37 protein-coding genes are annotated in these 21,595 nt (G+C 44.2%); 33 read left to right on the top strand and 4 right to left on the bottom strand.

The window, feature by feature from the left end; all coding sequences use genetic code 11:
* The first annotated feature begins 297 nt into the window (after positions 1-297).
* From bfd to ABLA85_RS12985, 32 genes are all read left to right on the top strand, one after another.
* A complete protein-coding gene (gene bfd, locus ABLA85_RS13140) occupies positions 298-492 on the top strand; it encodes a bacterioferritin-associated ferredoxin (RefSeq protein WP_367964750.1) in 195 nt (64 codons plus the stop codon).
* Between the two features lie 76 nt (positions 493-568).
* Positions 569-1,042 (top strand): bacterioferritin, encoded by a 474-nt coding sequence (gene bfr / locus ABLA85_RS13135; RefSeq protein WP_099134159.1) that lies wholly within the window; start codon positions 569-571, stop codon positions 1,040-1,042.
* A 302-nt stretch (positions 1,043-1,344) separates the two neighbouring features.
* Positions 1,345-1,656: a 30S ribosomal protein S10 gene (rpsJ, locus tag ABLA85_RS13130; protein WP_001181005.1), complete on the top strand. Its 312-nt coding sequence runs from the start codon at positions 1,345-1,347 to the stop codon at positions 1,654-1,656.
* 32 nt (positions 1,657-1,688) lie between these two features.
* Positions 1,689-2,321: a 50S ribosomal protein L3 gene (gene rplC / locus ABLA85_RS13125; protein ID WP_047682909.1), complete on the top strand. Its 633-nt coding sequence runs from the start codon at positions 1,689-1,691 to the stop codon at positions 2,319-2,321.
* Positions 2,322-2,337: 16 nt separating this feature from the next.
* The gene (gene rplD / locus ABLA85_RS13120; protein WP_367964748.1) at positions 2,338-2,943 is read left to right on the top strand and encodes a 50S ribosomal protein L4; all 606 of its coding nucleotides are present in this window, start codon (positions 2,338-2,340) and stop codon (positions 2,941-2,943) included.
* Positions 2,940-3,242 carry a 50S ribosomal protein L23 gene (gene rplW, locus ABLA85_RS13115; RefSeq protein WP_047682905.1) on the top strand — a complete coding sequence of 101 codons (303 nt, stop codon included), beginning with the start codon at positions 2,940-2,942 and terminating at the stop codon, positions 3,240-3,242. Before rplD ends, rplW begins: the two co-directional genes overlap by 4 nt.
* A gap of 19 nt (positions 3,243-3,261) precedes the next feature.
* Positions 3,262-4,086 carry a 50S ribosomal protein L2 gene (gene rplB / locus ABLA85_RS13110; RefSeq protein WP_367964746.1) on the top strand — a complete coding sequence of 275 codons (825 nt, stop codon included), beginning with the start codon at positions 3,262-3,264 and terminating at the stop codon, positions 4,084-4,086.
* Positions 4,087-4,100: 14 nt separating this feature from the next.
* Entirely contained in the window at positions 4,101-4,379 is a 279-nt protein-coding gene (gene rpsS, locus ABLA85_RS13105) for a 30S ribosomal protein S19 (RefSeq protein ID WP_011148791.1), read from the top strand.
* Positions 4,380-4,393: 14 nt separating this feature from the next.
* Positions 4,394-4,726, top strand: coding sequence for a 50S ribosomal protein L22 (gene rplV / locus ABLA85_RS13100; protein ID WP_038269610.1), 333 nt, complete (start codon positions 4,394-4,396; stop codon positions 4,724-4,726).
* A 17-nt stretch (positions 4,727-4,743) separates the two neighbouring features.
* A complete protein-coding gene (rpsC, locus tag ABLA85_RS13095) occupies positions 4,744-5,445 on the top strand; it encodes a 30S ribosomal protein S3 (protein ID WP_038269612.1) in 702 nt (233 codons plus the stop codon).
* Between the two features lie 12 nt (positions 5,446-5,457).
* A complete protein-coding gene (gene rplP / locus ABLA85_RS13090) occupies positions 5,458-5,868 on the top strand; it encodes a 50S ribosomal protein L16 (RefSeq protein ID WP_012990491.1) in 411 nt (136 codons plus the stop codon).
* Positions 5,868-6,059: a 50S ribosomal protein L29 gene (gene rpmC / locus ABLA85_RS13085; RefSeq protein ID WP_010847484.1), complete on the top strand. Its 192-nt coding sequence runs from the start codon at positions 5,868-5,870 to the stop codon at positions 6,057-6,059. Before rplP ends, rpmC begins: the two co-directional genes overlap by 1 nt.
* Entirely contained in the window at positions 6,059-6,313 is a 255-nt protein-coding gene (rpsQ, locus tag ABLA85_RS13080; RefSeq protein ID WP_010847485.1) for a 30S ribosomal protein S17, read from the top strand. The genes rpmC and rpsQ overlap by 1 nt, the downstream gene beginning before the upstream one ends.
* A 175-nt stretch (positions 6,314-6,488) precedes the next feature.
* On the top strand, positions 6,489-6,860 hold the full coding sequence (gene rplN / locus ABLA85_RS13075) for a 50S ribosomal protein L14 (RefSeq protein ID WP_004246955.1): 372 nt from the start codon (positions 6,489-6,491) through the stop codon (positions 6,858-6,860).
* Between the two features lie 10 nt (positions 6,861-6,870).
* Positions 6,871-7,185 (top strand): 50S ribosomal protein L24, encoded by a 315-nt coding sequence (gene rplX / locus ABLA85_RS13070; protein WP_340621411.1) that lies wholly within the window; start codon positions 6,871-6,873, stop codon positions 7,183-7,185.
* A 13-nt stretch (positions 7,186-7,198) separates the two neighbouring features.
* Positions 7,199-7,738: a 50S ribosomal protein L5 gene (gene rplE / locus ABLA85_RS13065; protein ID WP_047682896.1), complete on the top strand. Its 540-nt coding sequence runs from the start codon at positions 7,199-7,201 to the stop codon at positions 7,736-7,738.
* 12 nt (positions 7,739-7,750) lie between these two features.
* On the top strand, positions 7,751-8,056 hold the full coding sequence (rpsN, locus tag ABLA85_RS13060; RefSeq protein ID WP_010847489.1) for a 30S ribosomal protein S14: 306 nt from the start codon (positions 7,751-7,753) through the stop codon (positions 8,054-8,056).
* A gap of 33 nt (positions 8,057-8,089) precedes the next feature.
* Positions 8,090-8,482 (top strand): 30S ribosomal protein S8, encoded by a 393-nt coding sequence (rpsH, locus tag ABLA85_RS13055; RefSeq protein WP_038269618.1) that lies wholly within the window; start codon positions 8,090-8,092, stop codon positions 8,480-8,482.
* Positions 8,483-8,496: 14 nt separating this feature from the next.
* Positions 8,497-9,030 carry a 50S ribosomal protein L6 gene (rplF, locus tag ABLA85_RS13050; protein WP_340621409.1) on the top strand — a complete coding sequence of 178 codons (534 nt, stop codon included), beginning with the start codon at positions 8,497-8,499 and terminating at the stop codon, positions 9,028-9,030.
* A gap of 9 nt (positions 9,031-9,039) precedes the next feature.
* Complete coding sequence (rplR, locus tag ABLA85_RS13045) at positions 9,040-9,393, top strand: 50S ribosomal protein L18 (RefSeq protein ID WP_038269622.1); 354 nt, start codon at positions 9,040-9,042, stop codon at positions 9,391-9,393.
* Between the two features lie 14 nt (positions 9,394-9,407).
* The gene (gene rpsE / locus ABLA85_RS13040) at positions 9,408-9,908 is read left to right on the top strand and encodes a 30S ribosomal protein S5 (RefSeq protein WP_038269624.1); all 501 of its coding nucleotides are present in this window, start codon (positions 9,408-9,410) and stop codon (positions 9,906-9,908) included.
* A gap of 5 nt (positions 9,909-9,913) precedes the next feature.
* Entirely contained in the window at positions 9,914-10,093 is a 180-nt protein-coding gene (gene rpmD, locus ABLA85_RS13035) for a 50S ribosomal protein L30 (RefSeq protein WP_008913894.1), read from the top strand.
* 3 nt (positions 10,094-10,096) lie between these two features.
* On the top strand, positions 10,097-10,531 hold the full coding sequence (rplO, locus tag ABLA85_RS13030) for a 50S ribosomal protein L15 (RefSeq protein ID WP_038269625.1): 435 nt from the start codon (positions 10,097-10,099) through the stop codon (positions 10,529-10,531).
* Between the two features lie 7 nt (positions 10,532-10,538).
* Positions 10,539-11,870, top strand: coding sequence for a preprotein translocase subunit SecY (secY, locus tag ABLA85_RS13025; protein ID WP_047682890.1), 1,332 nt, complete (start codon positions 10,539-10,541; stop codon positions 11,868-11,870).
* 32 nt (positions 11,871-11,902) lie between these two features.
* Positions 11,903-12,019, top strand: a complete 117-nt coding sequence (gene rpmJ, locus ABLA85_RS13020) for a 50S ribosomal protein L36 (RefSeq protein ID WP_012768118.1) — start codon at positions 11,903-11,905, stop codon at positions 12,017-12,019.
* Positions 12,020-12,166: 147 nt separating this feature from the next.
* The gene (gene rpsM, locus ABLA85_RS13015; RefSeq protein WP_038240472.1) at positions 12,167-12,523 is read left to right on the top strand and encodes a 30S ribosomal protein S13; all 357 of its coding nucleotides are present in this window, start codon (positions 12,167-12,169) and stop codon (positions 12,521-12,523) included.
* Positions 12,524-12,538: 15 nt separating this feature from the next.
* On the top strand, positions 12,539-12,928 hold the full coding sequence (gene rpsK, locus ABLA85_RS13010) for a 30S ribosomal protein S11 (protein WP_002919257.1): 390 nt from the start codon (positions 12,539-12,541) through the stop codon (positions 12,926-12,928).
* A gap of 34 nt (positions 12,929-12,962) precedes the next feature.
* Positions 12,963-13,583 (top strand): 30S ribosomal protein S4, encoded by a 621-nt coding sequence (gene rpsD / locus ABLA85_RS13005; RefSeq protein ID WP_038269632.1) that lies wholly within the window; start codon positions 12,963-12,965, stop codon positions 13,581-13,583.
* Between the two features lie 25 nt (positions 13,584-13,608).
* Positions 13,609-14,598 (top strand): DNA-directed RNA polymerase subunit alpha, encoded by a 990-nt coding sequence (gene rpoA, locus ABLA85_RS13000; RefSeq protein ID WP_367964739.1) that lies wholly within the window; start codon positions 13,609-13,611, stop codon positions 14,596-14,598.
* Between the two features lie 40 nt (positions 14,599-14,638).
* Complete coding sequence (gene rplQ, locus ABLA85_RS12995; protein WP_038269636.1) at positions 14,639-15,031, top strand: 50S ribosomal protein L17; 393 nt, start codon at positions 14,639-14,641, stop codon at positions 15,029-15,031.
* 181 nt (positions 15,032-15,212) lie between these two features.
* Entirely contained in the window at positions 15,213-15,626 is a 414-nt protein-coding gene (zntR, locus tag ABLA85_RS12990) for a Zn(2+)-responsive transcriptional regulator (protein WP_367964738.1), read from the top strand.
* 79 nt (positions 15,627-15,705) lie between these two features.
* Positions 15,706-15,906 carry an alternative ribosome-rescue factor A gene (locus ABLA85_RS12985; protein ID WP_367964736.1) on the top strand — a complete coding sequence of 67 codons (201 nt, stop codon included), beginning with the start codon at positions 15,706-15,708 and terminating at the stop codon, positions 15,904-15,906.
* A gap of 44 nt (positions 15,907-15,950) precedes the next feature.
* Here ABLA85_RS12985 and trkA read toward each other — a convergent pair whose 3' ends face one another.
* From trkA to def, 4 genes are all read right to left on the bottom strand, one after another.
* Positions 15,951-17,327, bottom strand: coding sequence for a Trk system potassium transporter TrkA (trkA, locus tag ABLA85_RS12980; RefSeq protein ID WP_367964734.1), 1,377 nt, complete (start codon positions 17,325-17,327; stop codon positions 15,951-15,953).
* 97 nt (positions 17,328-17,424) lie between these two features.
* Entirely contained in the window at positions 17,425-18,714 is a 1,290-nt protein-coding gene (gene rsmB, locus ABLA85_RS12975) for a 16S rRNA (cytosine(967)-C(5))-methyltransferase RsmB (RefSeq protein WP_367964732.1), read from the bottom strand.
* Between the two features lie 103 nt (positions 18,715-18,817).
* The gene (gene fmt, locus ABLA85_RS12970) at positions 18,818-19,765 is read right to left on the bottom strand and encodes a methionyl-tRNA formyltransferase (RefSeq protein WP_367964731.1); all 948 of its coding nucleotides are present in this window, start codon (positions 19,763-19,765) and stop codon (positions 18,818-18,820) included.
* 25 nt (positions 19,766-19,790) lie between these two features.
* Positions 19,791-20,303, bottom strand: coding sequence for a peptide deformylase (gene def, locus ABLA85_RS12965; RefSeq protein WP_367964729.1), 513 nt, complete (start codon positions 20,301-20,303; stop codon positions 19,791-19,793).
* 131 nt (positions 20,304-20,434) lie between these two features.
* Between def and dprA the strand changes: the two genes are divergently transcribed.
* A complete protein-coding gene (gene dprA, locus ABLA85_RS12960; protein WP_367964727.1) occupies positions 20,435-21,511 on the top strand; it encodes a DNA-protecting protein DprA in 1,077 nt (358 codons plus the stop codon).
* The last annotated feature ends 84 nt before the right edge of the window (positions 21,512-21,595 follow it).

Here is a 21,595-nt window from a genome sequence, read left to right as displayed (position 1 = left end):
TGCTGGTGTTGTTGCTAAAGTTATTGCTTAGTCTTTGATTAGAAAAAGATTATGAAAAAAGAGGAGCCAAGCGAGGCTCCTCTTTTTTTGTGCCACCGAAAATGGTGGCTTTATTTTGCGTATAAACAAAACAGAAATAATAATTGAAATGAGAGTTATTTCTATTTACTATTTGTCAATATCCTTTATTTTATAGCTATAATTGTTCTTTTAGCCATCTCTACTGTGTATCTAATTTGGGTAATTAATAAGAATATAAGTAGTTATAACCATTATTAATAGTTAAAAGAGTGCTCCATGTATATCTGTCTCTGCAATGCAATAAATGATAAAACCATACGTAACGCTGTTCGACAGCAGCATGTCCGTTCTATCAGAGAGCTGAAAAGCATTGTGCCTGTAGGGAGTGATTGTGGAAAATGCGTGCGCCAAGCCCGTGAAATAATTAACGAGGAGATTTCTTCACTACCCCCTATGTTTAATGTTGCCTAAAATAAGCACAATTTTCTTGCAATTACTCTGCTTAATTAGTACTACAATGTAGGTACTGGAAGCGGAGGAACTAGTTATGAAAGGTGATAAAAAAATAATAGCCCATTTTAATAGACTTCTTGGTAATGAGCTTGTTGCTATCAATCAGTATTTTTTACATGCCAGAATGTTTAAAAACTGGGGATTAATGCGTTTGAATGACGTTGAATATCGTGAATCTATTGAGGAAATGAAACACGCTGATAAATATATTGAGCGTATTTTATTTCTGGAAGGCATACCTAATTTGCAGGATCTAGGTAAACTTAATATCGGTGAGGATGTTGAAGAAATGCTGCAATCCGATTTGGCACTAGAGTTACGTGGAGCGCAGGATATCAGGGAAGCAATAGCATATGCCGATTCAATTCATGACTATGTGAGTCGGGACCTGATGATTGAGGTTCTTGCAGATGAAGAAAATCACATAGACTGGCTGGAAACACAACTCGATCTAATTAAACGAATGGGAATACAAAACTACATTCAGGCTCAGGTAGTAGAAGAGTAGAGCCATACTAACGCCCTGTAAATTTTATTATGGGGCGTTTATTCTCTTTCGGTCTTTGCCCGCTTTATTATTTCTCTGAATAAATTTCATCCTTATCTTGCATTGTCAATAGATTCACGTATAATGCGCGAGCTTACCTACTTAGTAGGCTGATTTTTATCAGTATGAGCAGTCAATTACTGCCATATTAAAATACTCCCGATATGGGGGTTATACACAGAACGATTACACTCCCCCATCAATCGAAATGGGTGCGAGGAGTAATTATTTACGTTTATAAAAATAGTTGGAGCTCTGGTCTCATGCAGAACCAAAGAATCCGTATCCGCCTGAAAGCATTTGATCATCGTTTGATCGATCAATCAACTGCGGAAATCGTAGAGACCGCTAAGCGCACTGGTGCGCAGGTTCGTGGTCCGATCCCGCTGCCGACTCGTAAAGAGCGTTTTACTGTTCTGATTTCTCCGCACGTTAACAAAGATGCGCGTGATCAGTACGAAATTCGCACTCACAAACGTCTGGTTGACATCGTTGAGCCAACCGAGAAAACCGTTGATGCTCTGATGCGTCTGGATCTGGCTGCCGGTGTAGACGTGCAGATCAGCCTGGGTTAATCAGGTCATTGAACGATTGAGAGGTTGAAACAATGATTGGTTTAGTCGGTAAAAAAGTGGGTATGACTCGCATCTTCACTGAAGATGGCGTTTCAATCCCTGTAACTGTTATCGAAATCGAAGATAACCGTGTAACTCAAGTTAAAAACAACGAGACTGACGGTTATCGTGCAATTCAGGTAACGACTGGTAGCAAAAAAGCAAACCGCGTTAACAAGCCTGAAGCAGGTCATTTCGCTAAAGCCGGTGTTGAAGCTGGCCGCATCCTGCGTGAATTCCGTCTGTCTGAAGACGATGCAGAATATACCGTAGGTCAAAGCATTAGCGTTGAAATTTTCGCTGACGTTAAAAAAGTCGACGTTACTGGTACATCTAAAGGTAAAGGTTTCGCAGGTACTGTTAAGCGCTGGAACTTCCGTACTCAGGATGCTACTCATGGTAACTCCTTGTCTCACCGTGTTCCGGGTTCTATCGGTCAGAACCAGACTCCGGGCAAAGTGTTTAAAGGCAAGAAAATGGCAGGCCAACTGGGTAATGAGCGTGTAACCGTTCAGAGTCTGGATGTAGTACGCGTTGACGCTGAGCGCAACCTGCTGCTGGTCAAAGGTGCTGTTCCAGGTGCAACTAACAGCAACCTGATCGTAAAACCGGCTGTCAAGGCGTAACGTCGAGGAGATAGGAATGGAATTGGTAATGAAAGACGCGCAAAGCGCGCTGACTGTTTCCGAAACTACCTTCGGGCGTGATTTCAATGAAGCGCTTGTGCATCAAGTAGTTGTTGCGTATGCAGCTGGTGCTCGTCAAGGTACTCGTGCTCAGAAAACTCGTGCTGAAGTTTCTGGTTCAGGTAAAAAACCGTGGCGTCAGAAAGGCACTGGCCGTGCACGTTCTGGTTCTATTAAGAGCCCAATTTGGCGCTCTGGTGGTGTAACTTTCGCAGCGAAACCACAGGACCACAGTCAAAAAGTTAATAAAAAGATGTACCGTGGTGCTCTGAAAAGCATCTTTTCTGAACTGGTACGTCAAGATCGTCTGATCGTTGTCGAGAAGTTCTCTGTTGAAGCACCTAAGACTAAGCTGCTGGTACAGAAACTGAAAGAAATGGCTCTGGAAGACGTGCTGATCGTCACTGGCGAAGTTGATGAGAACCTGTTCTTAGCAGCTCGTAACTTGTATAAAGTTGACGTTCGTGATGTTACAGGTATCGACCCAGTAAGCCTGATTGCTTTCGACAAAGTGGTTATGACTGCTGAAGCTGTGAAGCAAGTTGAGGAGATGCTGGCATGATCCGTGAAGAACGTCTGCTGAAAGTACTGCGTGCGCCGCATGTATCTGAAAAAGCTTCCACAGCGATGGAAAAAAGCAATACCATCGTTCTCAAGGTTGTGAAAGACGCGACTAAAGCAGAAATCAAAGCTGCTGTACAGAAACTGTTTGAAGTCGAAGTTGAGGGCGTAAATACTTTGCTGGTTAAAGGTAAAGTAAAACGTCACGGTCAGCGTATTGGTCGTCGTAGCGACTGGAAAAAAGCTTACGTCACCCTGAAAGAAGGCCAGAACTTGGACTTCGTTGGCGGCGCTGAGTAAGTCGGAGGAGTAAAGAACAATGGCAATTGTTAAATGTAAACCTACGTCTCCGGGCCGTCGCCACGTTGTTAAAGTGGTTAACCCTGAGCTGCATAAGGGTAAGCCTTATGCTCCGCTGTTGGAAAAAAACAGCAAAACTGGTGGTCGTAACAACAATGGTCGTATTACCACTCGTCATATTGGTGGTGGCCATAAACAGCATTATCGTCTGATTGACTTCAAACGTAACAAAGACGGTATTCCTGCTGTTGTTGAGCGTCTGGAATATGATCCAAACCGCTCAGCAAACATCGCGCTGGTTCTGTATAAAGACGGTGAGCGTCGTTATATCCTTGCGCCTAAAGGCTTGAAAGCTGGTGATCAAATTCAGTCTGGTGCTGATTCAGCAATCAAGACTGGTAACGCTCTGCCAATGCGTAATATCCCAGTTGGTTCTACTGTGCACAACATAGAAATGAAACCAGGTAAAGGTGGTCAGCTGGCTCGTTCAGCAGGTGCTTATGCTCAGATCGTTGCACGTGACGGTTCTTATGTAACCCTGCGTCTGCGTTCTGGTGAAATGCGTAAAGTACTATCTGACTGCCGTGCTACTTTAGGTGAAGTTGGTAACGCAGAACACATGCTACGAGTTCTGGGTAAAGCTGGTGCAAGTCGCTGGCGTGGTATCCGTCCTACCGTTCGTGGTACGGCGATGAACCCAGTAGACCATCCACACGGTGGTGGTGAAGGTCGTAACTTTGGTAAACACCCTGTAACTCCATGGGGCATTCAGACCAAAGGTAAGAAGACCCGTAGTAACAAACGTACTGATCAATATATCGTACGTCGCCGTTCTAAAAAATAATTAGAGGATAAACCATGCCACGTTCTCTCAAGAAAGGTCCATTTATTGACCTGCACTTGCTGAAGAAGGTAGAGAAAGCGGTGGAAAGCGGAGACAAAAAGCCTATTAAGACTTGGTCCCGTCGTTCAACGATCTTTCCTAACATGATCGGTTTGACCATCGCTGTCCATAATGGTCGTCAGCATGTTCCAGTTTTTGTTTCCGACGAAATGGTTGGTCACAAGCTGGGTGAATTCGCGCCGACCCGTACTTATCGCGGCCATGCGGCCGATAAAAAGGCTAAAAAGCGCTAAGGTAGGAGGAAGAGATGGAAACTATCGCTAAACATCGCCACGCTCGTTCTTCTGCTCAGAAGGTTCGCCTTGTGGCTGACCTGATCCGCGGTAAGAAAGTGTCGCAAGCTCTGGAAATTCTGACCTTTACCAACAAAAAAGCTGCTGGTTTAGTGAAGAAAGTACTTGAGTCTGCTATTGCTAACGCAGAACACAACGATGGCGCTGACATCGATGATCTGAAAGTTGCGAAAATTTTCGTAGATGAAGGTCCAACCATGAAGCGTATTATGCCTCGTGCCAAAGGCCGTGCAGATCGTATCCTGAAGCGCACCAGCCACATTACTGTGGTTGTGTCCGATCGCTGAGACTCTGGAGACTAGCAATGGGTCAGAAAGTACATCCTAATGGTATTCGTCTGGGGATTGTCAAACCTTGGAACTCTACCTGGTATGCGAATACCAAAGAATTCGCTGACAACCTGGACAGCGACTTTAAAGTTCGCCAGTACTTGAACAAAGAACTGGCTAAAGCATCTATTTCACGTATCGTTATCGAACGTCCTGCGAAAAGCATCCGTGTGACTATCCACACTGCTCGTCCAGGCATCGTAATCGGTAAAAAAGGTGAAGACGTCGAAAAACTGCGCAAAGCTGTAGCGGACATCGCTGGTGTTCCTGCGCAGATTAATATTGCCGAAGTGCGTAAACCTGAACTGGACGCAAAACTGGTTGCTGACAGCATCAGCGCACAGCTGGAACGTCGTGTTATGTTCCGCCGTGCTATGAAGCGTGCTGTACAGAACGCAATGCGTCTGGGCGCTAAAGGCATCAAAGTGGAAGTAAGCGGCCGTCTGGGTGGTGCTGAAATCGCACGTACTGAATGGTATCGTGAAGGTCGTGTACCTCTGCACACTCTGCGTGCAGACATCGACTACAACACTTCAGAAGCGCACACCACTTATGGTGTAATCGGCGTTAAGGTATGGATCTTCAAAGGTGAGATCCTGGGTGGTATGGCTGCAGTTGAACAGGCGGAAAAACCGGCTGCACAACCTAAAAAGCAGCAGCGTAAAGGCCGCAAGTAAGGAGAGTCGCTGATGTTACAACCAAAGCGTACGAAATTCCGTAAAGTGCACAAAGGCCGTAACCGCGGTCTGGCTGCAGGTGCGGATGTCAGCTTCGGCACTTTCGGTCTGAAAGCTGTGGGCCGTGGTCGTCTGACTGCTCGTCAGATCGAAGCGGCACGTCGTGCTATGACCCGTGCAATTAAGCGTCAAGGTAAAATCTGGATCCGTGTGTTCCCAGACAAACCAATCACCGAAAAGCCACTCGAAGTGCGTATGGGTAAAGGTAAAGGTAACGTAGAGTATTGGGTTGCCTTGATCCAGCCTGGTAAAGTCCTGTATGAAATGGACGGTGTGCCTGAAGAGCTGGCTCGTGAAGCATTCAAGCTGGCGGCAGCGAAACTGCCTATCAAAACCACCTTTGTAACTAAGACGGTGATGTAATGAAAGCACAAGAGCTGCGCGAAAAAAGCGTTGAAGAGCTGAACACTGAGCTGCTGAACCTGTTACGTGAACAATTTAATCTGCGTATGCAGGCGGCAAGTGGCCAGCTGCAACAGTCTCATCTGTTGAAACAAGTGCGTCGTAATATTGCACGCGTTAAGACTTTACTGACTGAGAAGGCGGGTGCGTAATGACCGATAAAATCCGTACTCTGCAAGGTCGTGTTGTTAGCGACAAAATGGAAAAATCTATTGTTGTTGCTATTGAACGTAAGGTGAAACACCCTCTGTATGGTAAGTTCATCAAGCGTACGACTAAGTTGCACGTACATGACGAGAACAATGAATGTGGAATTGGTGACGTAGTGGAAATCCGCGAAACCCGTCCACTGTCTAAGACTAAATCTTGGACCTTAGTTCGCGTTGTAGAGAAAGCGGTTCTATAATAGGACGTTATCTCGTAAGAAATAAACGGCTCAAAAAATAACGGGCCGTTTATTTTTCTGTCCATCACGAAGATGTGGTGTTATAATGCCGCGCCCTCGTAGTATGGGATATTGAAACGGCCTCTTTAAAAATTAAAGTGGCTCAGTAGTAGTTGACATTTAGCGGAGCACTAAAATGATCCAAGAACAGACTATGCTGAACGTGGCCGACAACTCCGGTGCACGTCGCGTAATGTGTATCAAGGTTCTAGGTGGCTCGCACCGTCGCTACGCAGACGTCGGTGATATCATCAAGATCACTATCAAGGAAGCAATTCCTCGCGGTAAAGTGAAAAAGGGTGATGTCCTGAAAGCGGTAGTGGTGCGCACCAAGAAGGGTGTTCGTCGCCCGGACGGTTCTGTCATTCGCTTCGATAGTAATGCTTGCGTATTGTTGAACAATAATAGTGAGCAAGTTATCGGTACGCGTATTTTTGGGCCGGTAACTCGTGAACTTCGTAATGAAAAGTTCATGAAAATTATCTCTCTGGCACCTGAAGTACTCTAAGGAGCAGGCAATGGCAGCGAAAATCCGTCGTGATGACGAAATTATTGTGCTGACTGGTAAAGACAAAGGTAAGCGCGGTAAAGTAAAACAGGTTCTTTCTTCTGGTAAAGTCATTGTTGAAGGTATCAATCTGGTTAAAAAACATCAGAAGCCAGTTCCGGCTCTGAACCAACCAGGTGGCATCGTTGAAAAAGAAGCAGCTATCAATGTTTCTAACGTTGCAATCTTTAATGCATCAACCGGCAAGGCTGACCGTGTAGGTTTTAGATTTGAAGACGGCAAAAAAGTACGTTTCTTCAAATCTAACAACGAAACTATCAAGTAATTTGGAGTATACGATGGCGAAACTGCATGATTACTACAAAGACGAGGTAGTCAAGAAACTGATGACTCAGTTTGGTTACCATTCTGTCATGCAAGTCCCTCGGGTCGAGAAGATCACCCTGAACATGGGTGTTGGTGAAGCGATCGCTGACAAAAAACTGTTGGATAATGCAGCAGCTGATCTGGCAGCTATCTCTGGTCAAAAACCACTGATCACCAAAGCACGCAAATCAGTTGCAGGCTTCAAAATCCGTCAGGGCTATCCAATCGGCTGTAAAGTGACCCTGCGTGGCGAACGCATGTGGGAGTTCTTTGAGCGCCTGATTTCTATTGCTGTACCACGTATCCGTGACTTCCGTGGTTTGTCTGCTAAATCATTCGATGGTCGTGGTAACTACAGCATGGGTGTTCGTGAGCAAATCATCTTCCCTGAAATCGATTACGATAAAGTGGATCGTGTACGTGGTTTGGATATTACCATCACCACTACTGCGAAATCTGATGATGAAGGCCGCGCACTATTGGCTGCGTTTAACTTCCCGTTCCGCAAGTAAGGCAGGGTATTCATGGCTAAGCAATCAATGAAAGCACGTGATGTAAAACGTGCGAAATTAGCTGAGAAATTCTTCGCAAAACGCGTTGAACTGAAAGCAATCATCTCTGATGTAAACGCATCTGATGAAGACCGTTGGAATGCTGTTCTCAAGCTGCAAACACTGCCACGTGATTCCAGCCCTTGCCGTCAGCGTAACCGCTGCCGTCAAACTGGGCGTCCGCATGCATTTTTGCGGAAGTTTGGGTTGAGCCGTATTAAAGTCCGTGAAGCCGCTATGCGCGGTGAAATCCCGGGCCTTAAAAAGGCTAGCTGGTAATTGTCACCAATTGAATCACGGGAGTAAAGACAGATGAGCATGCAAGATCCGATCGCGGATATGCTGACCCGTATCCGTAACGGTCAGGCCGCAAATAAAGTTGCGGTCACTATGCCTTCCTCCAAGCTGAAAGTGGCAATTGCCAAAGTGCTGAAGGAAGAAGGTTACATTGAAGATTTTAAAATCGAAGGCGACACCAAGCCAGAGCTGGAAGTTACTCTGAAATACTTCCAAGGTAAGGCTGTTGTAGAAAGCATCCAGCGTGTAAGCCGTCCAAGTCTGCGCATCTATAAGAAAAAAGATGAGCTGCCACAAGTTATGGCTGGCTTGGGTATCGCTGTTGTTTCTACCTCTAAAGGTGTAATGACTGATCGTGCAGCTCGCCAGGCTGGTCTGGGTGGCGAGATTCTCTGCTACGTAGCTTAATTCGGGAGGAAAGAATGTCTCGTGTTGCAAAAGCACCCGTCGTCATTCCTGCCGGCGTAGAGGTTAAACTCAACGGTCAGGTTATTTCGATTAAGGGTAAAAACGGCGAATTGAGTCGTGAAATCCACAGCGCAGTTGAAGTTACACATGCAGATAACCAATTGACTTTCGCTCCACGTGAAGGTTTTGCAGATGCTTGGGCACAGGCAGGTACGACTCGTTCTCTGCTAAATGCAATGGTTATTGGTGTTAACGAAGGCTTCACTAAGAAGCTTCAACTGGTGGGTGTTGGTTACCGTGCAGCAGTTAAAGGCGACACTGTTAGTTTGTCTTTAGGCTTCTCGCATCCGGTTGAGCATCAACTGCCAGCAGGCATTACTGCGGAATGCCCATCACAAACTGAAATCGTACTGAAAGGTGCTGATAAGCAGGTGATTGGTCAGGTTGCGGCAGATCTGCGTGCCTATCGTCGTCCTGAGCCATATAAAGGCAAGGGTGTTCGTTACGCCGATGAAGTCGTGCGTACCAAAGAGGCTAAGAAGAAGTAAGGTAACACTATGGATAAGAAAGCAGCTCGTATCCGTCGTGCGACCCGCGCACGCCGCAAGCTCCAGGAACTGGGTGCAACTCGCCTGGTGGTACACCGTACCCCTCGCCATATTTATGCGCAGGTTATCGCACCAAATGGTTCTGAAACTCTGGTGGCAGCTTCTACAACAGAAAAAGCTATCAGTGAACAATTGAAATTCACTGGAAACAAAGAAGCCGCAGCAGTTGTTGGTAAAATCATTGCTGAACGTGCTCTGGAAAAAGGTATTAAAAACGTATCCTTTGACCGTTCTGGTTTCCAATATCATGGTAGAGTCCAGGCACTGGCAGATGCTGCCCGTGAAGCTGGCCTTCAGTTCTAAGGTAGAGGTGTAAGATGGCTCACATCGAAAAACAAGCTGGCGAACTGCAGGAAAAGCTGATCGCGGTAAATCGCGTATCTAAAACCGTTAAAGGTGGCCGTATTTTCAGCTTTACAGCACTGACTGTAGTTGGTGATGGCAACGGTCGCGTTGGTTTTGGTTACGGTAAAGCACGCGAAGTTCCGGCAGCGATCCAGAAAGCGATGGAAAAAGCACGTCGCAATATGAAAACCGTCGCACTTAACAGCGGCACTCTGTACCACCCAGTGAAAGGCACACACACCGGTTCCCGCGTGTTCATGCAGCCTGCTCACGAAGGTACAGGTATCATCGCAGGTGGTGCGATGCGTGCTGTTCTGGAAGTTGCTGGAGTTCGTAACGTACTGGCTAAAACCTACGGTTCCACTAACCCAATTAACGTGGTTCGTGCAACTCTGGACGCTTTAGACAGCATGAAGTCTCCAGAAATGGTCGCAGCTAAGCGTGGCAAATCCGTCGAAGAAATTCTGGGGTAATGACCATGGCTAAGACTATTAAAATTACTCAGGTTCGCAGCTCAATCGGTCGTTTGCCTAAACACAAGGCAACTCTGACTGGTTTAGGTCTGCGTCGCATTGGTCATACTGTTGAGCGTGAAGATACACCAGCGGTTCGCGGTATGGTCAACTTGGTTTCCTATATGGTTAAAGTTGAGGAGTAACAGATGCGCTTAAATACTCTGTCTCCGGCTGAAGGTGCCAAGCACGCACCTAAACGTGTAGGTCGTGGTATCGGTTCTGGTCTGGGTAAAACTGGCGGCCGTGGTCACAAGGGCCAGAAGTCGCGTTCTGGCGGTGGCGTACGTCGTGGTTTCGAAGGCGGCCAGATGCCTTTATATCGTCGTTTGCCAAAATTTGGTTTTACTTCACGTAAGGCAATGGTTACAGCGGAAATCCGTTTGTCTGACTTTGCTCGAGTAGAAGGCGATGTTATCGATCTGAATGCACTGAAAGCTGCTAACATTGTTGGCCCTCAAATTGAGTTCGCGAAAGTTATGCTTTCTGGCGAAGTCAATCGCGCAGTAACTGTGCGTGGCTTGCGTGTTACTAAAGGCGCCCGTGCTGCAATTGAAGCTGCTGGCGGTAAAATTGAGGAATAAGTAACAGATGGCTAAACAACCGGGATTAGATTTTCAAAGTGCTAAAGGCGGATTAGGTGAGTTAAAACGCAGACTTTTGTTTGTTATTGGAGCTCTGATTGTTTTCCGTATTGGCTCTTTTATTCCAATCCCTGGTATTGATGCCACTGTGCTTGCCAAATTGCTCGAACAGCAAAGAGGCACCATCATTGAAATGTTTAATATGTTCTCTGGTGGTGCTTTAAGCCGTGCTTCTATCTTTGCACTGGGTATAATGCCGTATATTTCTGCATCTATTATTATCCAGTTGCTGACAGTGGTTAACCCCCGTTTAGCAGAGATTAAGAAGGAAGGGGAAGCTGGTCGTCGTAAGATCAGTCAATACACCCGTTATGGCACATTAGTGCTGGCAATATTCCAGTCAATCGGTATTGCTACTGGGTTGCCGAATATGCCTGGAATGCAAGGATTAGTTATTAATCCAGGTTTTGCATTTTATTTCACGGCTGTTGTAAGTCTGGTCACGGGAACCATGTTCTTGATGTGGCTAGGTGAGCAGATTACTGAACGAGGTATTGGTAACGGTATTTCAATCATAATCTTTGCTGGTATCGTTGCTGGCCTTCCGCCTGCAATTGGTCACACCATCGAGCAAGCTCGGCAAGGCGATCTGCACTTCCTCCTGTTGTTGTTGGTTGCAGTTTTAGTGTTTGCGGTAACTTTCTTCGTTGTTTTCATGGAGCGTGGTCAACGTCGTATCGTTGTTAACTATGCCAAACGTCAACAAGGTCGTAGAGTTTATGCAGCACAAAGTACACATTTACCGTTGAAAGTGAATATGGCTGGGGTTATCCCTGCAATTTTTGCTTCCAGTATTATTTTGTTCCCTGGTACTATAGCCTCTTGGTTTGGTAGCGGAGCAAACTGGAATTGGTTGACAACTATTTCTATGTATTTGCAGCCAGGTCAACCACTTTATGTGTTATTATACGCATCTGCAATCATCTTCTTCTGTTTCTTCTACACGGCGTTGGTATTCAATCCAAGAGAAACGGCAGATAACCTGAAGAAGTCCGGTGCATTTGTACCAGGAATTCGTCCGGGAGAGCAAACGGCTAAGTACATCGATAAAGTAATGACTCGTCTAACCTTAGTTGGTGCGTTATATATTACTTTTATCTGCTTAATCCCGGAGTTCATGCGTGATGCAATGAAAGTTCCATTCTATTTTGGTGGTACTTCCCTACTGATTGTGGTCGTCGTCATCATGGACTTTATGGCTCAAGTGCAAACTCTGATGATGTCGAGTCAATATGAGTCTGCATTGAAGAAGGCAAACCTGAAAGGATATAACCGCTAATTGGTTTGCTTGAGAAGTTACGGAGAGTAAAAATGAAAGTTCGTGCTTCCGTCAAGAAATTATGCCGCAACTGTAAAATTGTTAAACGTAACGGTATCGTTCGTGTAATTTGCAGTGCAGAGCCTAAGCATAAACAACGCCAAGGCTAATTAATCGCATATTTTTCTTGCAAAGTTGGGTTGAGCTGGCTAAATTAGCCAGCCAATCTTTTTATCTGACAGCAACACTATTTGAGTATCCTGAAAACGGGCTTTTCAGAATGATGTTGCGGTGAATAAATATTGTAGGAGTGCATAGTGGCCCGTATAGCAGGCATTAACATTCCTGATCAGAAACATACTGTGATCGCATTAACTTCGATCTATGGTATCGGTAAAACCCGCTCACAGGCTATCTGTGCAGCAGCGGGCATTGCTGAAAATGTTAAGATCAGTGAGCTGTCTGAAGAGCAAATTGACAAGCTGCGTGACGAAGTTGCTAAATACGTTGTAGAAGGTGATTTGCGTCGTGAAGTGACCCTGAGTATCAAACGTCTGATGGATCTTGGTTGCTATCGTGGTTTGCGTCATCGTCGTGGTCTGCCTGTTCGCGGTCAGCGTACTAAGACCAATGCACGTACCCGTAAGGGTCCGCGTAAGCCGATCAAGAAATAATCGGGGTATTGAATAATGGCAAAAGCACCTATTCGTGCACGTAAGCGTGTAAGAAAACAAGTCTCTGACGGTGTGGCTCATATCCATGCTTCTTTCAACAACACCATCGTTACTATTACTGATCGCCAGGGTAACGCTTTGGGTTGGGCAACTGCCGGTGGTTCCGGTTTCCGTGGTTCTCGTAAATCTACTCCGTTCGCAGCTCAGGTTGCAGCAGAACGCTGTGCCGAAGCCGTAAAAGAATACGGAATTAAGAACCTGGAAGTTATGGTTAAAGGACCTGGTCCTGGCCGTGAGTCGACTATTCGCGCACTGAACGCGGCTGGTTTCCGCATCACTAACATTACTGATGTGACTCCGATCCCTCATAACGGTTGTCGTCCACCGAAGAAACGTCGCGTTTAATACGTTTCGTTTTTAGGATTGTTGGAGAAAGAAAATGGCAAGATATTTGGGTCCTAAGCTCAAGCTGAGCCGTCGCGAGGGTACAGACCTTTTCCTGAAGTCTGGCGTTCGCGCGATTGACACCAAGTGTAAATTAGAACAAGCACCAGGCCAGCACGGCGCTCGTAAACCGCGTCTGTCTGATTATGGTGTTCAGTTACGTGAAAAACAAAAGGTTCGTCGTATTTACGGTGTTCTGGAGCGTCAATTCCGTAACTACTACAAAGAAGCGACTCGTCTGAAAGGCAACACAGGTGAAAACCTGCTGACTTTGCTGGAAAGTCGCTTGGATAACGTCGTTTATCGTATGGGTTTTGGCGCGACTCGTGCTGAATCACGTCAGATGGTGAGCCATAAAGCTATCATGGTAAATGGTCGCGTTGTTAACATCGCTTCTTATCAGGTATCCCCGAATGACGTAGTCAGCGTTCGTGAAAAAGCGAAAAAGCAGGCTCGTATTAAGGCCGCTTTAGAGCTGGCTGAGCAGCGTGAGAAACCAACTTGGTTGGAAGTTGATGCTGCGAAGATGGAAGGTGTGTTCAAACGTATTCCTGAACGTACTGATCTATCCGCTGACATTAACGAACACCTGATCGTCGAGCTTTACTCTAAGTAAAGCTTAGCACCAAAGAGAGGACACAATGCAGGGTTCTGTGACAGAGTTTCTAAAACCGCGCCTGGTAGATATCGAGCAAGTCAGTTCGACGCACGCCAAGGTGACCCTTGAGCCATTAGAGCGTGGCTTTGCCCATACTCTTGGCAACGCACTGCGCCGTATTCTGCTTTCGTCTATGCCGGGTTGTGCGGTGACTGAGGTTGAGATTGATGGTGTACTGCATGAGTACAGCACCAAAGAAGGTGTACAGGAAGATATCCTGGAGATTCTCCTCAATCTGAAAGGGCTGGCGGTGAAAGTTCAGGGTAAAGATGAAGTCATCCTTACCTTGAATAAATCTGGCATTGGCCCTGTGACTGCAGCCGACATCATCCATGATGGTGATGTTGAAATCGTCAAGCCGCAGCACGTAATCTGCCATCTGACTGACGAAAGCGCTTCCATTAGTATGCGTATTAAGGTTCAGCGAGGTCGTGGTTATGTGCCGGCTTCTGCCCGAATTCATTCGGAAGAAGATGAGCGCCCTATCGGTCGTTTGTTAGTAGATGCTTGCTATAGCCCAGTAGAGCGTATTGCCTACAATGTTGAAGCAGCACGTGTAGAACAGCGCACTGACTTGGATAAGCTGGTTATCGAGATGGAGACTAACGGCACAATCGACCCTGAAGAGGCGATTCGCCGTGCAGCTACTATTCTGGCTGAACAACTGGAAGCTTTCGTTGACTTACGTGATGTACGTCAACCAGAAGTTAAAGAAGAGAAGCCAGAGTTTGATCCGATACTGCTGCGCCCTGTTGACGATCTGGAATTGACTGTCCGCTCTGCTAACTGCCTTAAGGCAGAAGCTATCCACTACATCGGTGATCTGGTACAGCGTACTGAGGTTGAGTTACTTAAGACACCTAATCTGGGTAAAAAATCTCTTACTGAGATTAAAGACGTACTGGCTTCACGTGGACTTTCTCTGGGCATGCGTCTGGAAAACTGGCCACCAGCAAGTATAGCTGATGAATAACTAGATCACAGGTTAAGGTTTTACTGAGAAGGATAAGGTCATGCGCCATCGTAAGAGTGGTCGTCAATTGAACCGCAACAGCAGCCATCGCCAAGCTATGTTCCGTAACATGGCAGGTTCTTTGGTTCGTCATGAAATCATCAAGACGACTCTGCCTAAAGCGAAAGAACTGCGTCGCGTCGTTGAGCCGCTGATTACTCTTGCCAAGACCGACAGCGTAGCTAATCGTCGTCTGGCATTCGCCCGAACTCGTGATAACGAGATCGTGGCAAAACTGTTTAATGAACTGGGTCCACGTTTTGCGAGCCGCGCAGGTGGTTACACTCGTATTCTGAAGTGTGGCTTCCGTGCTGGTGATAATGCACCAATGGCATACATTGAGCTTGTTGACCGTGCCGCTGAGTCTAAGACAGAAGCAGCATCTGCAGAATAATCTGTAGAAGCGTAAAAAACCGGGATAATACCCGGTTTTTTATCGATATTTACTTTTTCTATCTAGTCTAATCTTTTTTCCTTTTGTATTCTTCAGCTAATAGTAAACACCATCTGGTATGGTGATTTATTAATCTATTCTGGTAGTATTGATTTTATTTCCTGTTTGATTAGAGGTCGCTATGTATCGTATTGGGCAATTGGCTAGATTAGCAAATGTTACACCTGATACTGTTCGTTTTTACGAAAAACAGGGATTGATGGAGCATGAAGAAAGAACAGAGGGAGGATATCGGCTTTATACAAAGCAAGATTTGCAACGGCTACGATTTATTCGTTATGCAAAACAGTTAGGCTTTACATTAGAGACAATTGTAGAATTACTATCTATTCGAGTTGATCCTGAACATCACACTTGTCAAGAATCTAAGCAAATTGTTGATTCCAGATTACAAGAAATAGAAGAAAAGATACTGGAAATGCAGAGAATGCGCGATTCTTTAAAAATGTTGAGTGATGCTTGTTGTGGTAGTGCACACACTAGTACATATTGTTCTATATTGGAGATCTTAGAAGAGGGAGCAACAAATAGGTAATTTTTATTTATTATTCTGAGTAATTAGAGTGCAATTTTCGTTCTGAAATTTAATTGAACAACTACATCTTGGGGTCACTATGACGACATATCACCATAAAAAAGGTGTTATCAAAGATAATGCTATAGAAGCTCTTCTCCATGATCCCCTGTTTAGACAACGGGTAGAAAAAAATAAAAAAGGTAAAGGAAGTTATCGTCGTAAAGAGAAACATGATAAAAATAGTGGTTGGGAGGCCAATGATAATAATTTTTTCAAGTTGTTATCATTGGCCTTCTAAATTTTTGAGAAAATATTTTTTGAGTCTGTAAAAATGAAAACCGTTTATAGGAAGAACGGGCTTGGCTGGAATAACTTTTCTACTTCGGGAACAAATTTCTTATCAGTAATAAACATGATCACATGGTCGCCTTGTTGAATAATACTGTAATCATTGGCAATTATGACTTCTTCTCCACGGACAATAGCGCCAATTGTTGTTCCTGAAGGCAATTTTATGTCTCCTATTTTACGCCCAACTACTTTGGAAGTATGTTCATCGCCATGAGCAATGGCTTCAATAGCTTCAGCAACACCTCTCCGTAATGAGAATACACTGACGATATCTGCTTTGCGTACATGACCAAGCAGCGCAGATACAGTAGCTTGTTGTGGGGATATAGCAATATCAATGACTCCACCTTGTACCAAATCAACATATGCACTGCGTTGAATAAGTACCATGGCTTTCTTGGCTCCCATTCGTTTTGCCAGCATAGCTGACATGATATTGGCTTCATCATCATTAGTTAATGCAATGAAAACATCAACTTGTTCAATATGCTCTTCTGCCAGTAACTCTTGATCTGAAGCATCGCCATAGAACACGATAGTATCGTGTAAGATTTCTGCAAGCTCAGTAGCCCTCTTTTGATTATGTTCGATAAGTTTGACGCTATAATCTTTTTCAAGGCGTAACGCTAAGCCTGCTCCAACGTTGCCGCCTCCGACAATCATGATTCGCTTATAGGGTTTCTCAAGGCGCTGTAATTCGCTCATTACAGCTCTAATATGTTGTGATGCGGCGACAAAAAATACTTCATCTCCAGCTTCTATAACTGTAGAACCTTGTGGTCTGATTGGGCGGTCTTGTCGAAATATCGCAGCAACTTTACTATCGATATGTGGCATATGTTCGCGGAGGGAAGATAAGGCGTTACCTACCAGTGAGCCACCATAATAAGCCTTTACTGCGACAATGCTGACCCGTTCTTCTGAAAAATTAACAACTTGCAGAGCTCCAGGATATTGAATCAATTTATAGATATAATCAATGACTAACTGTTCTGGAGATATTAGATAATCGATAGGGATATCATCAGGTTGAAATAATTTTTCTGATTCACGGATATATTCAGATGAACGAATACGGGCGACTTTATTAGGTGTGTTAAATAGAGAATAGGCAATTTGGCAGGCAATCATGTTGGTTTCATCTGAATTGGTGACAGCAACCAACATATCAGCATCTTCTGCTCCGGCTTCCCTCAGAACTCTAGGATGAGAGCCGTGACCATTCACAACTCGCAGATCGAATTTGTCCTGTAACTGGCGTAAACGATCTGTATCGGTATCAACGACAGTAATGTCATTGTTCTCATCAACTAAGTTTTCAGCTAAAGTTCCACCAACTTGGCCAGCACCCAGAATAATTATTTTCATAGCCATTCTCTTTGTGTGTTAGAAACCACATTTTATTCTTGTTATTTTAGCAAAACGATCATATTTTCTCTCGTTCAAGAGGAACGAGAGAAAATTATTATTGCTTAGTCAATCTGGCATAAAAGAAACCGTCACCACCAATTGCTTCTGGAGTAATTTGTATTCCTGGTGTTTCCAATGTGCCTGTTCCAGAGAGTTCAGCATCTGCATGTCGTTCTAAGAATGCTTTGATTTGCTCACTATTTTCATTTGGTAAAATGGAACATGTTGCATAGACCAGCGTGCCATTCTTTTTTAAATATGGCCAAATAGCATCAAGAATTTCAGATTGTAGTGTGACTAATTGATCAATATCTTCATTTCTTCTTAGCCACTTTATATCAGGATGACGGCGGATCACACCTGTTGCCGAACATGGCGCATCAAGCAGAATACGATCGAATTGTTCTCCGGCAGCCCATTCATGTGGAAGACGTCCATCGCCCATTTTAACGACAGCATGTAAACTAAGACGTTGTAGATTTTCTTTCACACGCTTAATTCTTTGCTCATCAATATCGATAGCAAGTACTTTAGAGTTTGGCGCTATCTCAAGTATATGGGTTGTTTTTCCGCCAGGGGCAGCGCAAAGATCGAGGATCTTTTCTTCATCACGTGGCATTAATAATTCAGCACACCTTTGAGCAGAACGATCTTGGATGGTGACCCAACCTTTATCAAATCCGGGCAGGATATTCACAGGGCAAGGGGTTAGTAGGCGAATTGCATTGGGATAATTTTCATCCAGCTCTGCTGCTATATTGGCTGCTTGTAATAAGGTAAGGTATTGATTTACAGAGTGATGGAGCTGATTAACGCGTAGCCACATTGGTGGTTTTTGATTATTTGCATCTACAATATCTTTCCAATCTTGTGGATAAGCTTTCTGGATGCGAGACAACAGCCATTTGGGATGTAAATGGTGACTAAAGTTATTATTGGCTTGTTCGACTAATTCTTGTTGTTGGCGCTGAAATTGTCGGAGAACACCATTAATCAATCCTTTTAATTGTGGGCGTTTTAAGCTGATTGCACCATTAACAGTTTCAGCAAGTGCAGCATGTGCAGGTATGCGTGTATATGTAAGTTGGTACATTCCAATCATGATCAAGTAGTGAAAAATGCGTTGCTTACCTTTTAAGGGTTTTGTCATCAATTGGGCGATAAACCACTCCAGTTGAGGTAATACTCTCATTACGCCAAAACAGAGCTCTTGGAGAAGAGCTTTATCCTTGTCAGACACTTTTTGTTGGAGTTCAGGTATGACAGAGCTGAGAGACTGCCCTTGCTCCAGCACTTGGCTAATCGCTTTTGCAGCAATGCTTCGCAGGTTATATATATTTTCCATGATATAAGTATGGTCAAAAGTATGGTTAAGAAGCTGAATATCATCAGCATAATAGTAAAGAAGGAAGATACCTGTATGGTGCCAGCATACAGGCTAATGAATATTAGTTGATTTTGTTACCCGGAGTGAACCATTCGCGTTTAGAGTTTAATAAATCGGCGGCTGACATTGCTTTCTTACCAGAGGGTTGTAGCTGAGTAATATTCAATATCCCATCAGTAGTAGCAACTTGGATACCTTTCTTATCCGCATGAACAATTGTTCCTGGAGCTTGGTTAATTTGTTCTTCAATGACATTGGCTTGCCAAACTTTAATAGGTTGTTCATCAATGAAAAAGTAACTTACTGGCCAAGGATTGAATGCACGAATGCAGCGTTCAAGTTGGGCTGCCGACAAATTCCAATCTATTTTTGCTTCATCTTTGCTAAGCTTTTCAGCATATGTTGCTAGAGTATTATCCTGAATCTCAGGTTGGCTCTTTCCTGATATGATTAGGCTTAATGTATTGAGTAATGCATCAGGGCCGATATTAGCCAGTTTGTCATACAGACTTGTGCTAGTATCTTCATTTGTAATTGGACAGGTTGCTTTTAACAGTATATCACCAGTATCAAGGCCTGCATCCATTTGCATGATCGTTACACCCGTTTCTTTATCACCAGCCCAAATGGCACGTTGGATGGGTGCCGCACCGCGCCAATGAGGTAATAAAGAGCCATGAACATTGAGACACCCCAGGCGTGGTATATCTAATACTGCTTGAGGGAGGATCAAACCGTATGCAACGACGATCATGATATCAGCCTGTTGATCTATGACCCATTTTTGACTTTCTTCTGTACGTAGTGTTGTGGGTTGGAAAACTGGAATATCGTGTTTTTCTGCCAATATCTTTACAGGACTTGGTGTTAATTTTTTACCTCTTCCTGCCGGTTTATCAGGCCGAGTGAGTACTCCAACAACTTGGAGTTGCGATTTTAATAAAGCAGCCAAGTGGCTAGCTGCGAATTCAGGTGTTCCAGCAAAAATAATACGTAAAGAATCAGACACGGTTATTTCCTGCGAAGATTAAAGTTTACTTAGCCTTGGCTTTCAGTCGATCAATTTTTTCGACTTTTTGACGAATACGTTGACGTTTCAGTGGTGACAGGTAATCGACAAATAGTTTACCGATCAAGTGATCCATTTCGTGTTGAATACAGATTGCCAATAGACCATCAGCTTCCAATTCAAATAGTTGGCCATGATAATCTAGAGCTTTAATTTTGATTCGCTCGAAACGTGGTACAAACGCACGTTGTTCAGGAACAGATAAACAGCCTTCTTCAATTCCTGTTTCTCCAGATTCATTAACTAATTCCGGGTTAATAAGTACGAGTCTCTGGTCACGATTCTCTGAAACATCAATGACAACAATGCGTTGATGAATATTAACTTGGGTTGCTGCTAGGCCAATGCCTTCCTCTTCATACATAGTTTCAAACATATCATCAATGATACGCTGGATTTCTGCATCAACTTTTTCGACGGGTTTTGCAACTATGCGAAGCCGCTCATCTGGATAATGTAATACTTGTAAAACTGACATATATGTTTAGAACTGCATCCAAAAAGTGAGTGATAATTGGAACCTATTCTAGACACTTCCTGATTAGATTGACAGTATTGTCTACAGATTAGTCATGCAAGTGTGACAGCTTATTGAGTCAGGATGACAATATGGAAGTGATGGAAATATGGTTGCGAATGAGAATGGTTTCTCATCTGTCATCAGTAAAAGCAGTGTCTATTATTGAACGACTTTTGCAAACAAGGAATGTTAATCATGCTGTAATAAAAGATTGTGGTTTATCACCTTCACAGTGTACACAGTTTCTAAAGGCCAATCCTTCTGTGTTGGTTTCGACCCTCAATTGGTTGGAACAACAAGGGAATTACTTATTGACTTTTTCTCATCCGGCATATCCTGCCTTATTGAAACAGATTTATTCTCCTCCACTTGTGCTTTTTGTCTCGGGTGATTTGACCACTTTATCTGAGAAGCAAGTTGCGATGGTAGGTAGCAGGTCAGCAAGTTTTTATGGTGAAAAATGGGGAAAGATATTTGCGGGTGGATTGGCTGAAAATGGAATGGTGATAACTAGTGGATTGGCGATTGGGATTGATGGTATTTGTCATCAGGCGGCTGTTGATACTGGTGGAAAAACCGTTGCTGTATTGGGAAGTGGGCTTAAAAATATTTATCCCAGTCGTCATCGAAACTTAGCTCACCGTATTAAAGAAAATGGTGCTCTGGTTTCTGAATTTTTTCCTGATACACCACCTAAGGCCAAAAATTTTCCAAGACGAAACCGGATTATTAGCGGATTGAGTTTAGCGCTTATTATTGTTGAAGCTCATCAGAATAGTGGTTCACTGATTACGGCACGCTGTGCACTTGAACAAGGAAGAGATATTTTCGCATTACCTGGTCCATTGGGAGTGGATTCAAATGAGGGTAATCACTGGCTGATCAAACAGGGAGCTTATTTAGCAACTAATGTGATGGATGTTATGGAACATATCCAGACTAACTTTCAATGGGTCAATCTGGAGAAAGAAGACAATAAACAATTTGAACAAACTGGGTTGCCATTTGCTGATGTGCTGGTTAACGTAAGCGATGAAGTCACACCAGTTGATATAATTGCTCAACGTTCCTCTCTTCCTATTACAGAAGTTATGACCCAGTTATTGGAGCTTGAGCTGATGGGAAAAGTCGCTGTCGTTGCTGGTGGTTATGTTCGAATGAATTGAGGGATTGAGTTTTCCCTTTTACTGAAGGTTATGGTTTTCTAATACTTGTATTTTTCTAATAAATATAACGCGATGCTCGACTTT

Origin of the sequence: Xenorhabdus sp. SGI246, from assembly GCF_040838225.1 — a bacterium.
GTDB classification, from domain to species: domain Bacteria; phylum Pseudomonadota; class Gammaproteobacteria; order Enterobacterales; family Enterobacteriaceae; genus Xenorhabdus; species Xenorhabdus indica.
The sequence above is the reverse complement of the archived record's forward strand: the minus strand, read 5'-3'. Positions and strand labels throughout refer to the sequence as shown.

Bases quoted from the DNA above. Each gene is read 5' to 3' on its own strand.
- rplC (WP_047682909.1), top strand. From the start codon at position 1,689: ATGATTGGTTTAGTCGGTAAAAAAGTGGGTATGACTCGCATCTTCACT.
- rpmD (WP_008913894.1), top strand. From the start codon at position 9,914: ATGGCTAAGACTATTAAAATTACTCAGGTTCGCAGCTCAATCGGTCGT.
- rpsE (WP_038269624.1), top strand. From the start codon at position 9,408: ATGGCTCACATCGAAAAACAAGCTGGCGAACTGCAGGAAAAGCTGATC.
- rpsD (WP_038269632.1), top strand. From the start codon at position 12,963: ATGGCAAGATATTTGGGTCCTAAGCTCAAGCTGAGCCGTCGCGAGGGT.
- rplX (WP_340621411.1), top strand. From the start codon at position 6,871: ATGGCAGCGAAAATCCGTCGTGATGACGAAATTATTGTGCTGACTGGT.
- rpsK (WP_002919257.1), top strand. From the start codon at position 12,539: ATGGCAAAAGCACCTATTCGTGCACGTAAGCGTGTAAGAAAACAAGTC.
- trkA (WP_367964734.1), bottom strand. From the start codon at position 17,327: ATGAAAATAATTATTCTGGGTGCTGGCCAAGTTGGTGGAACTTTAGCT.
- rplP (WP_012990491.1), top strand. From the start codon at position 5,458: ATGTTACAACCAAAGCGTACGAAATTCCGTAAAGTGCACAAAGGCCGT.
- rpmC (WP_010847484.1), top strand. From the start codon at position 5,868: ATGAAAGCACAAGAGCTGCGCGAAAAAAGCGTTGAAGAGCTGAACACT.
- rplF (WP_340621409.1), top strand. From the start codon at position 8,497: ATGTCTCGTGTTGCAAAAGCACCCGTCGTCATTCCTGCCGGCGTAGAG.
- dprA (WP_367964727.1), top strand. From the start codon at position 20,435: ATGGAAGTGATGGAAATATGGTTGCGAATGAGAATGGTTTCTCATCTG.
- rpsN (WP_010847489.1), top strand. From the start codon at position 7,751: ATGGCTAAGCAATCAATGAAAGCACGTGATGTAAAACGTGCGAAATTA.
- rplN (WP_004246955.1), top strand. From the start codon at position 6,489: ATGATCCAAGAACAGACTATGCTGAACGTGGCCGACAACTCCGGTGCA.
- rsmB (WP_367964732.1), bottom strand. From the start codon at position 18,714: ATGGAAAATATATATAACCTGCGAAGCATTGCTGCAAAAGCGATTAGC.
- rplD (WP_367964748.1), top strand. From the start codon at position 2,338: ATGGAATTGGTAATGAAAGACGCGCAAAGCGCGCTGACTGTTTCCGAA.
- bfd (WP_367964750.1), top strand. From the start codon at position 298: ATGTATATCTGTCTCTGCAATGCAATAAATGATAAAACCATACGTAAC.
- rplV (WP_038269610.1), top strand. From the start codon at position 4,394: ATGGAAACTATCGCTAAACATCGCCACGCTCGTTCTTCTGCTCAGAAG.
- ABLA85_RS12985 (WP_367964736.1), top strand. From the start codon at position 15,706: ATGACGACATATCACCATAAAAAAGGTGTTATCAAAGATAATGCTATA.
- rpsQ (WP_010847485.1), top strand. From the start codon at position 6,059: ATGACCGATAAAATCCGTACTCTGCAAGGTCGTGTTGTTAGCGACAAA.
- rplO (WP_038269625.1), top strand. From the start codon at position 10,097: ATGCGCTTAAATACTCTGTCTCCGGCTGAAGGTGCCAAGCACGCACCT.
- rplB (WP_367964746.1), top strand. From the start codon at position 3,262: ATGGCAATTGTTAAATGTAAACCTACGTCTCCGGGCCGTCGCCACGTT.
- rpsC (WP_038269612.1), top strand. From the start codon at position 4,744: ATGGGTCAGAAAGTACATCCTAATGGTATTCGTCTGGGGATTGTCAAA.
- zntR (WP_367964738.1), top strand. From the start codon at position 15,213: ATGTATCGTATTGGGCAATTGGCTAGATTAGCAAATGTTACACCTGAT.
- rpsS (WP_011148791.1), top strand. From the start codon at position 4,101: ATGCCACGTTCTCTCAAGAAAGGTCCATTTATTGACCTGCACTTGCTG.
- rplQ (WP_038269636.1), top strand. From the start codon at position 14,639: ATGCGCCATCGTAAGAGTGGTCGTCAATTGAACCGCAACAGCAGCCAT.
- rpoA (WP_367964739.1), top strand. From the start codon at position 13,609: ATGCAGGGTTCTGTGACAGAGTTTCTAAAACCGCGCCTGGTAGATATC.
- rpmJ (WP_012768118.1), top strand. From the start codon at position 11,903: ATGAAAGTTCGTGCTTCCGTCAAGAAATTATGCCGCAACTGTAAAATT.
- rpsJ (WP_001181005.1), top strand. From the start codon at position 1,345: ATGCAGAACCAAAGAATCCGTATCCGCCTGAAAGCATTTGATCATCGT.
- secY (WP_047682890.1), top strand. From the start codon at position 10,539: ATGGCTAAACAACCGGGATTAGATTTTCAAAGTGCTAAAGGCGGATTA.
- def (WP_367964729.1), bottom strand. From the start codon at position 20,303: ATGTCAGTTTTACAAGTATTACATTATCCAGATGAGCGGCTTCGCATA.
- rplW (WP_047682905.1), top strand. From the start codon at position 2,940: ATGATCCGTGAAGAACGTCTGCTGAAAGTACTGCGTGCGCCGCATGTA.
- rpsH (WP_038269618.1), top strand. From the start codon at position 8,090: ATGAGCATGCAAGATCCGATCGCGGATATGCTGACCCGTATCCGTAAC.
- bfr (WP_099134159.1), top strand. From the start codon at position 569: ATGAAAGGTGATAAAAAAATAATAGCCCATTTTAATAGACTTCTTGGT.
- rplE (WP_047682896.1), top strand. From the start codon at position 7,199: ATGGCGAAACTGCATGATTACTACAAAGACGAGGTAGTCAAGAAACTG.
- rplR (WP_038269622.1), top strand. From the start codon at position 9,040: ATGGATAAGAAAGCAGCTCGTATCCGTCGTGCGACCCGCGCACGCCGC.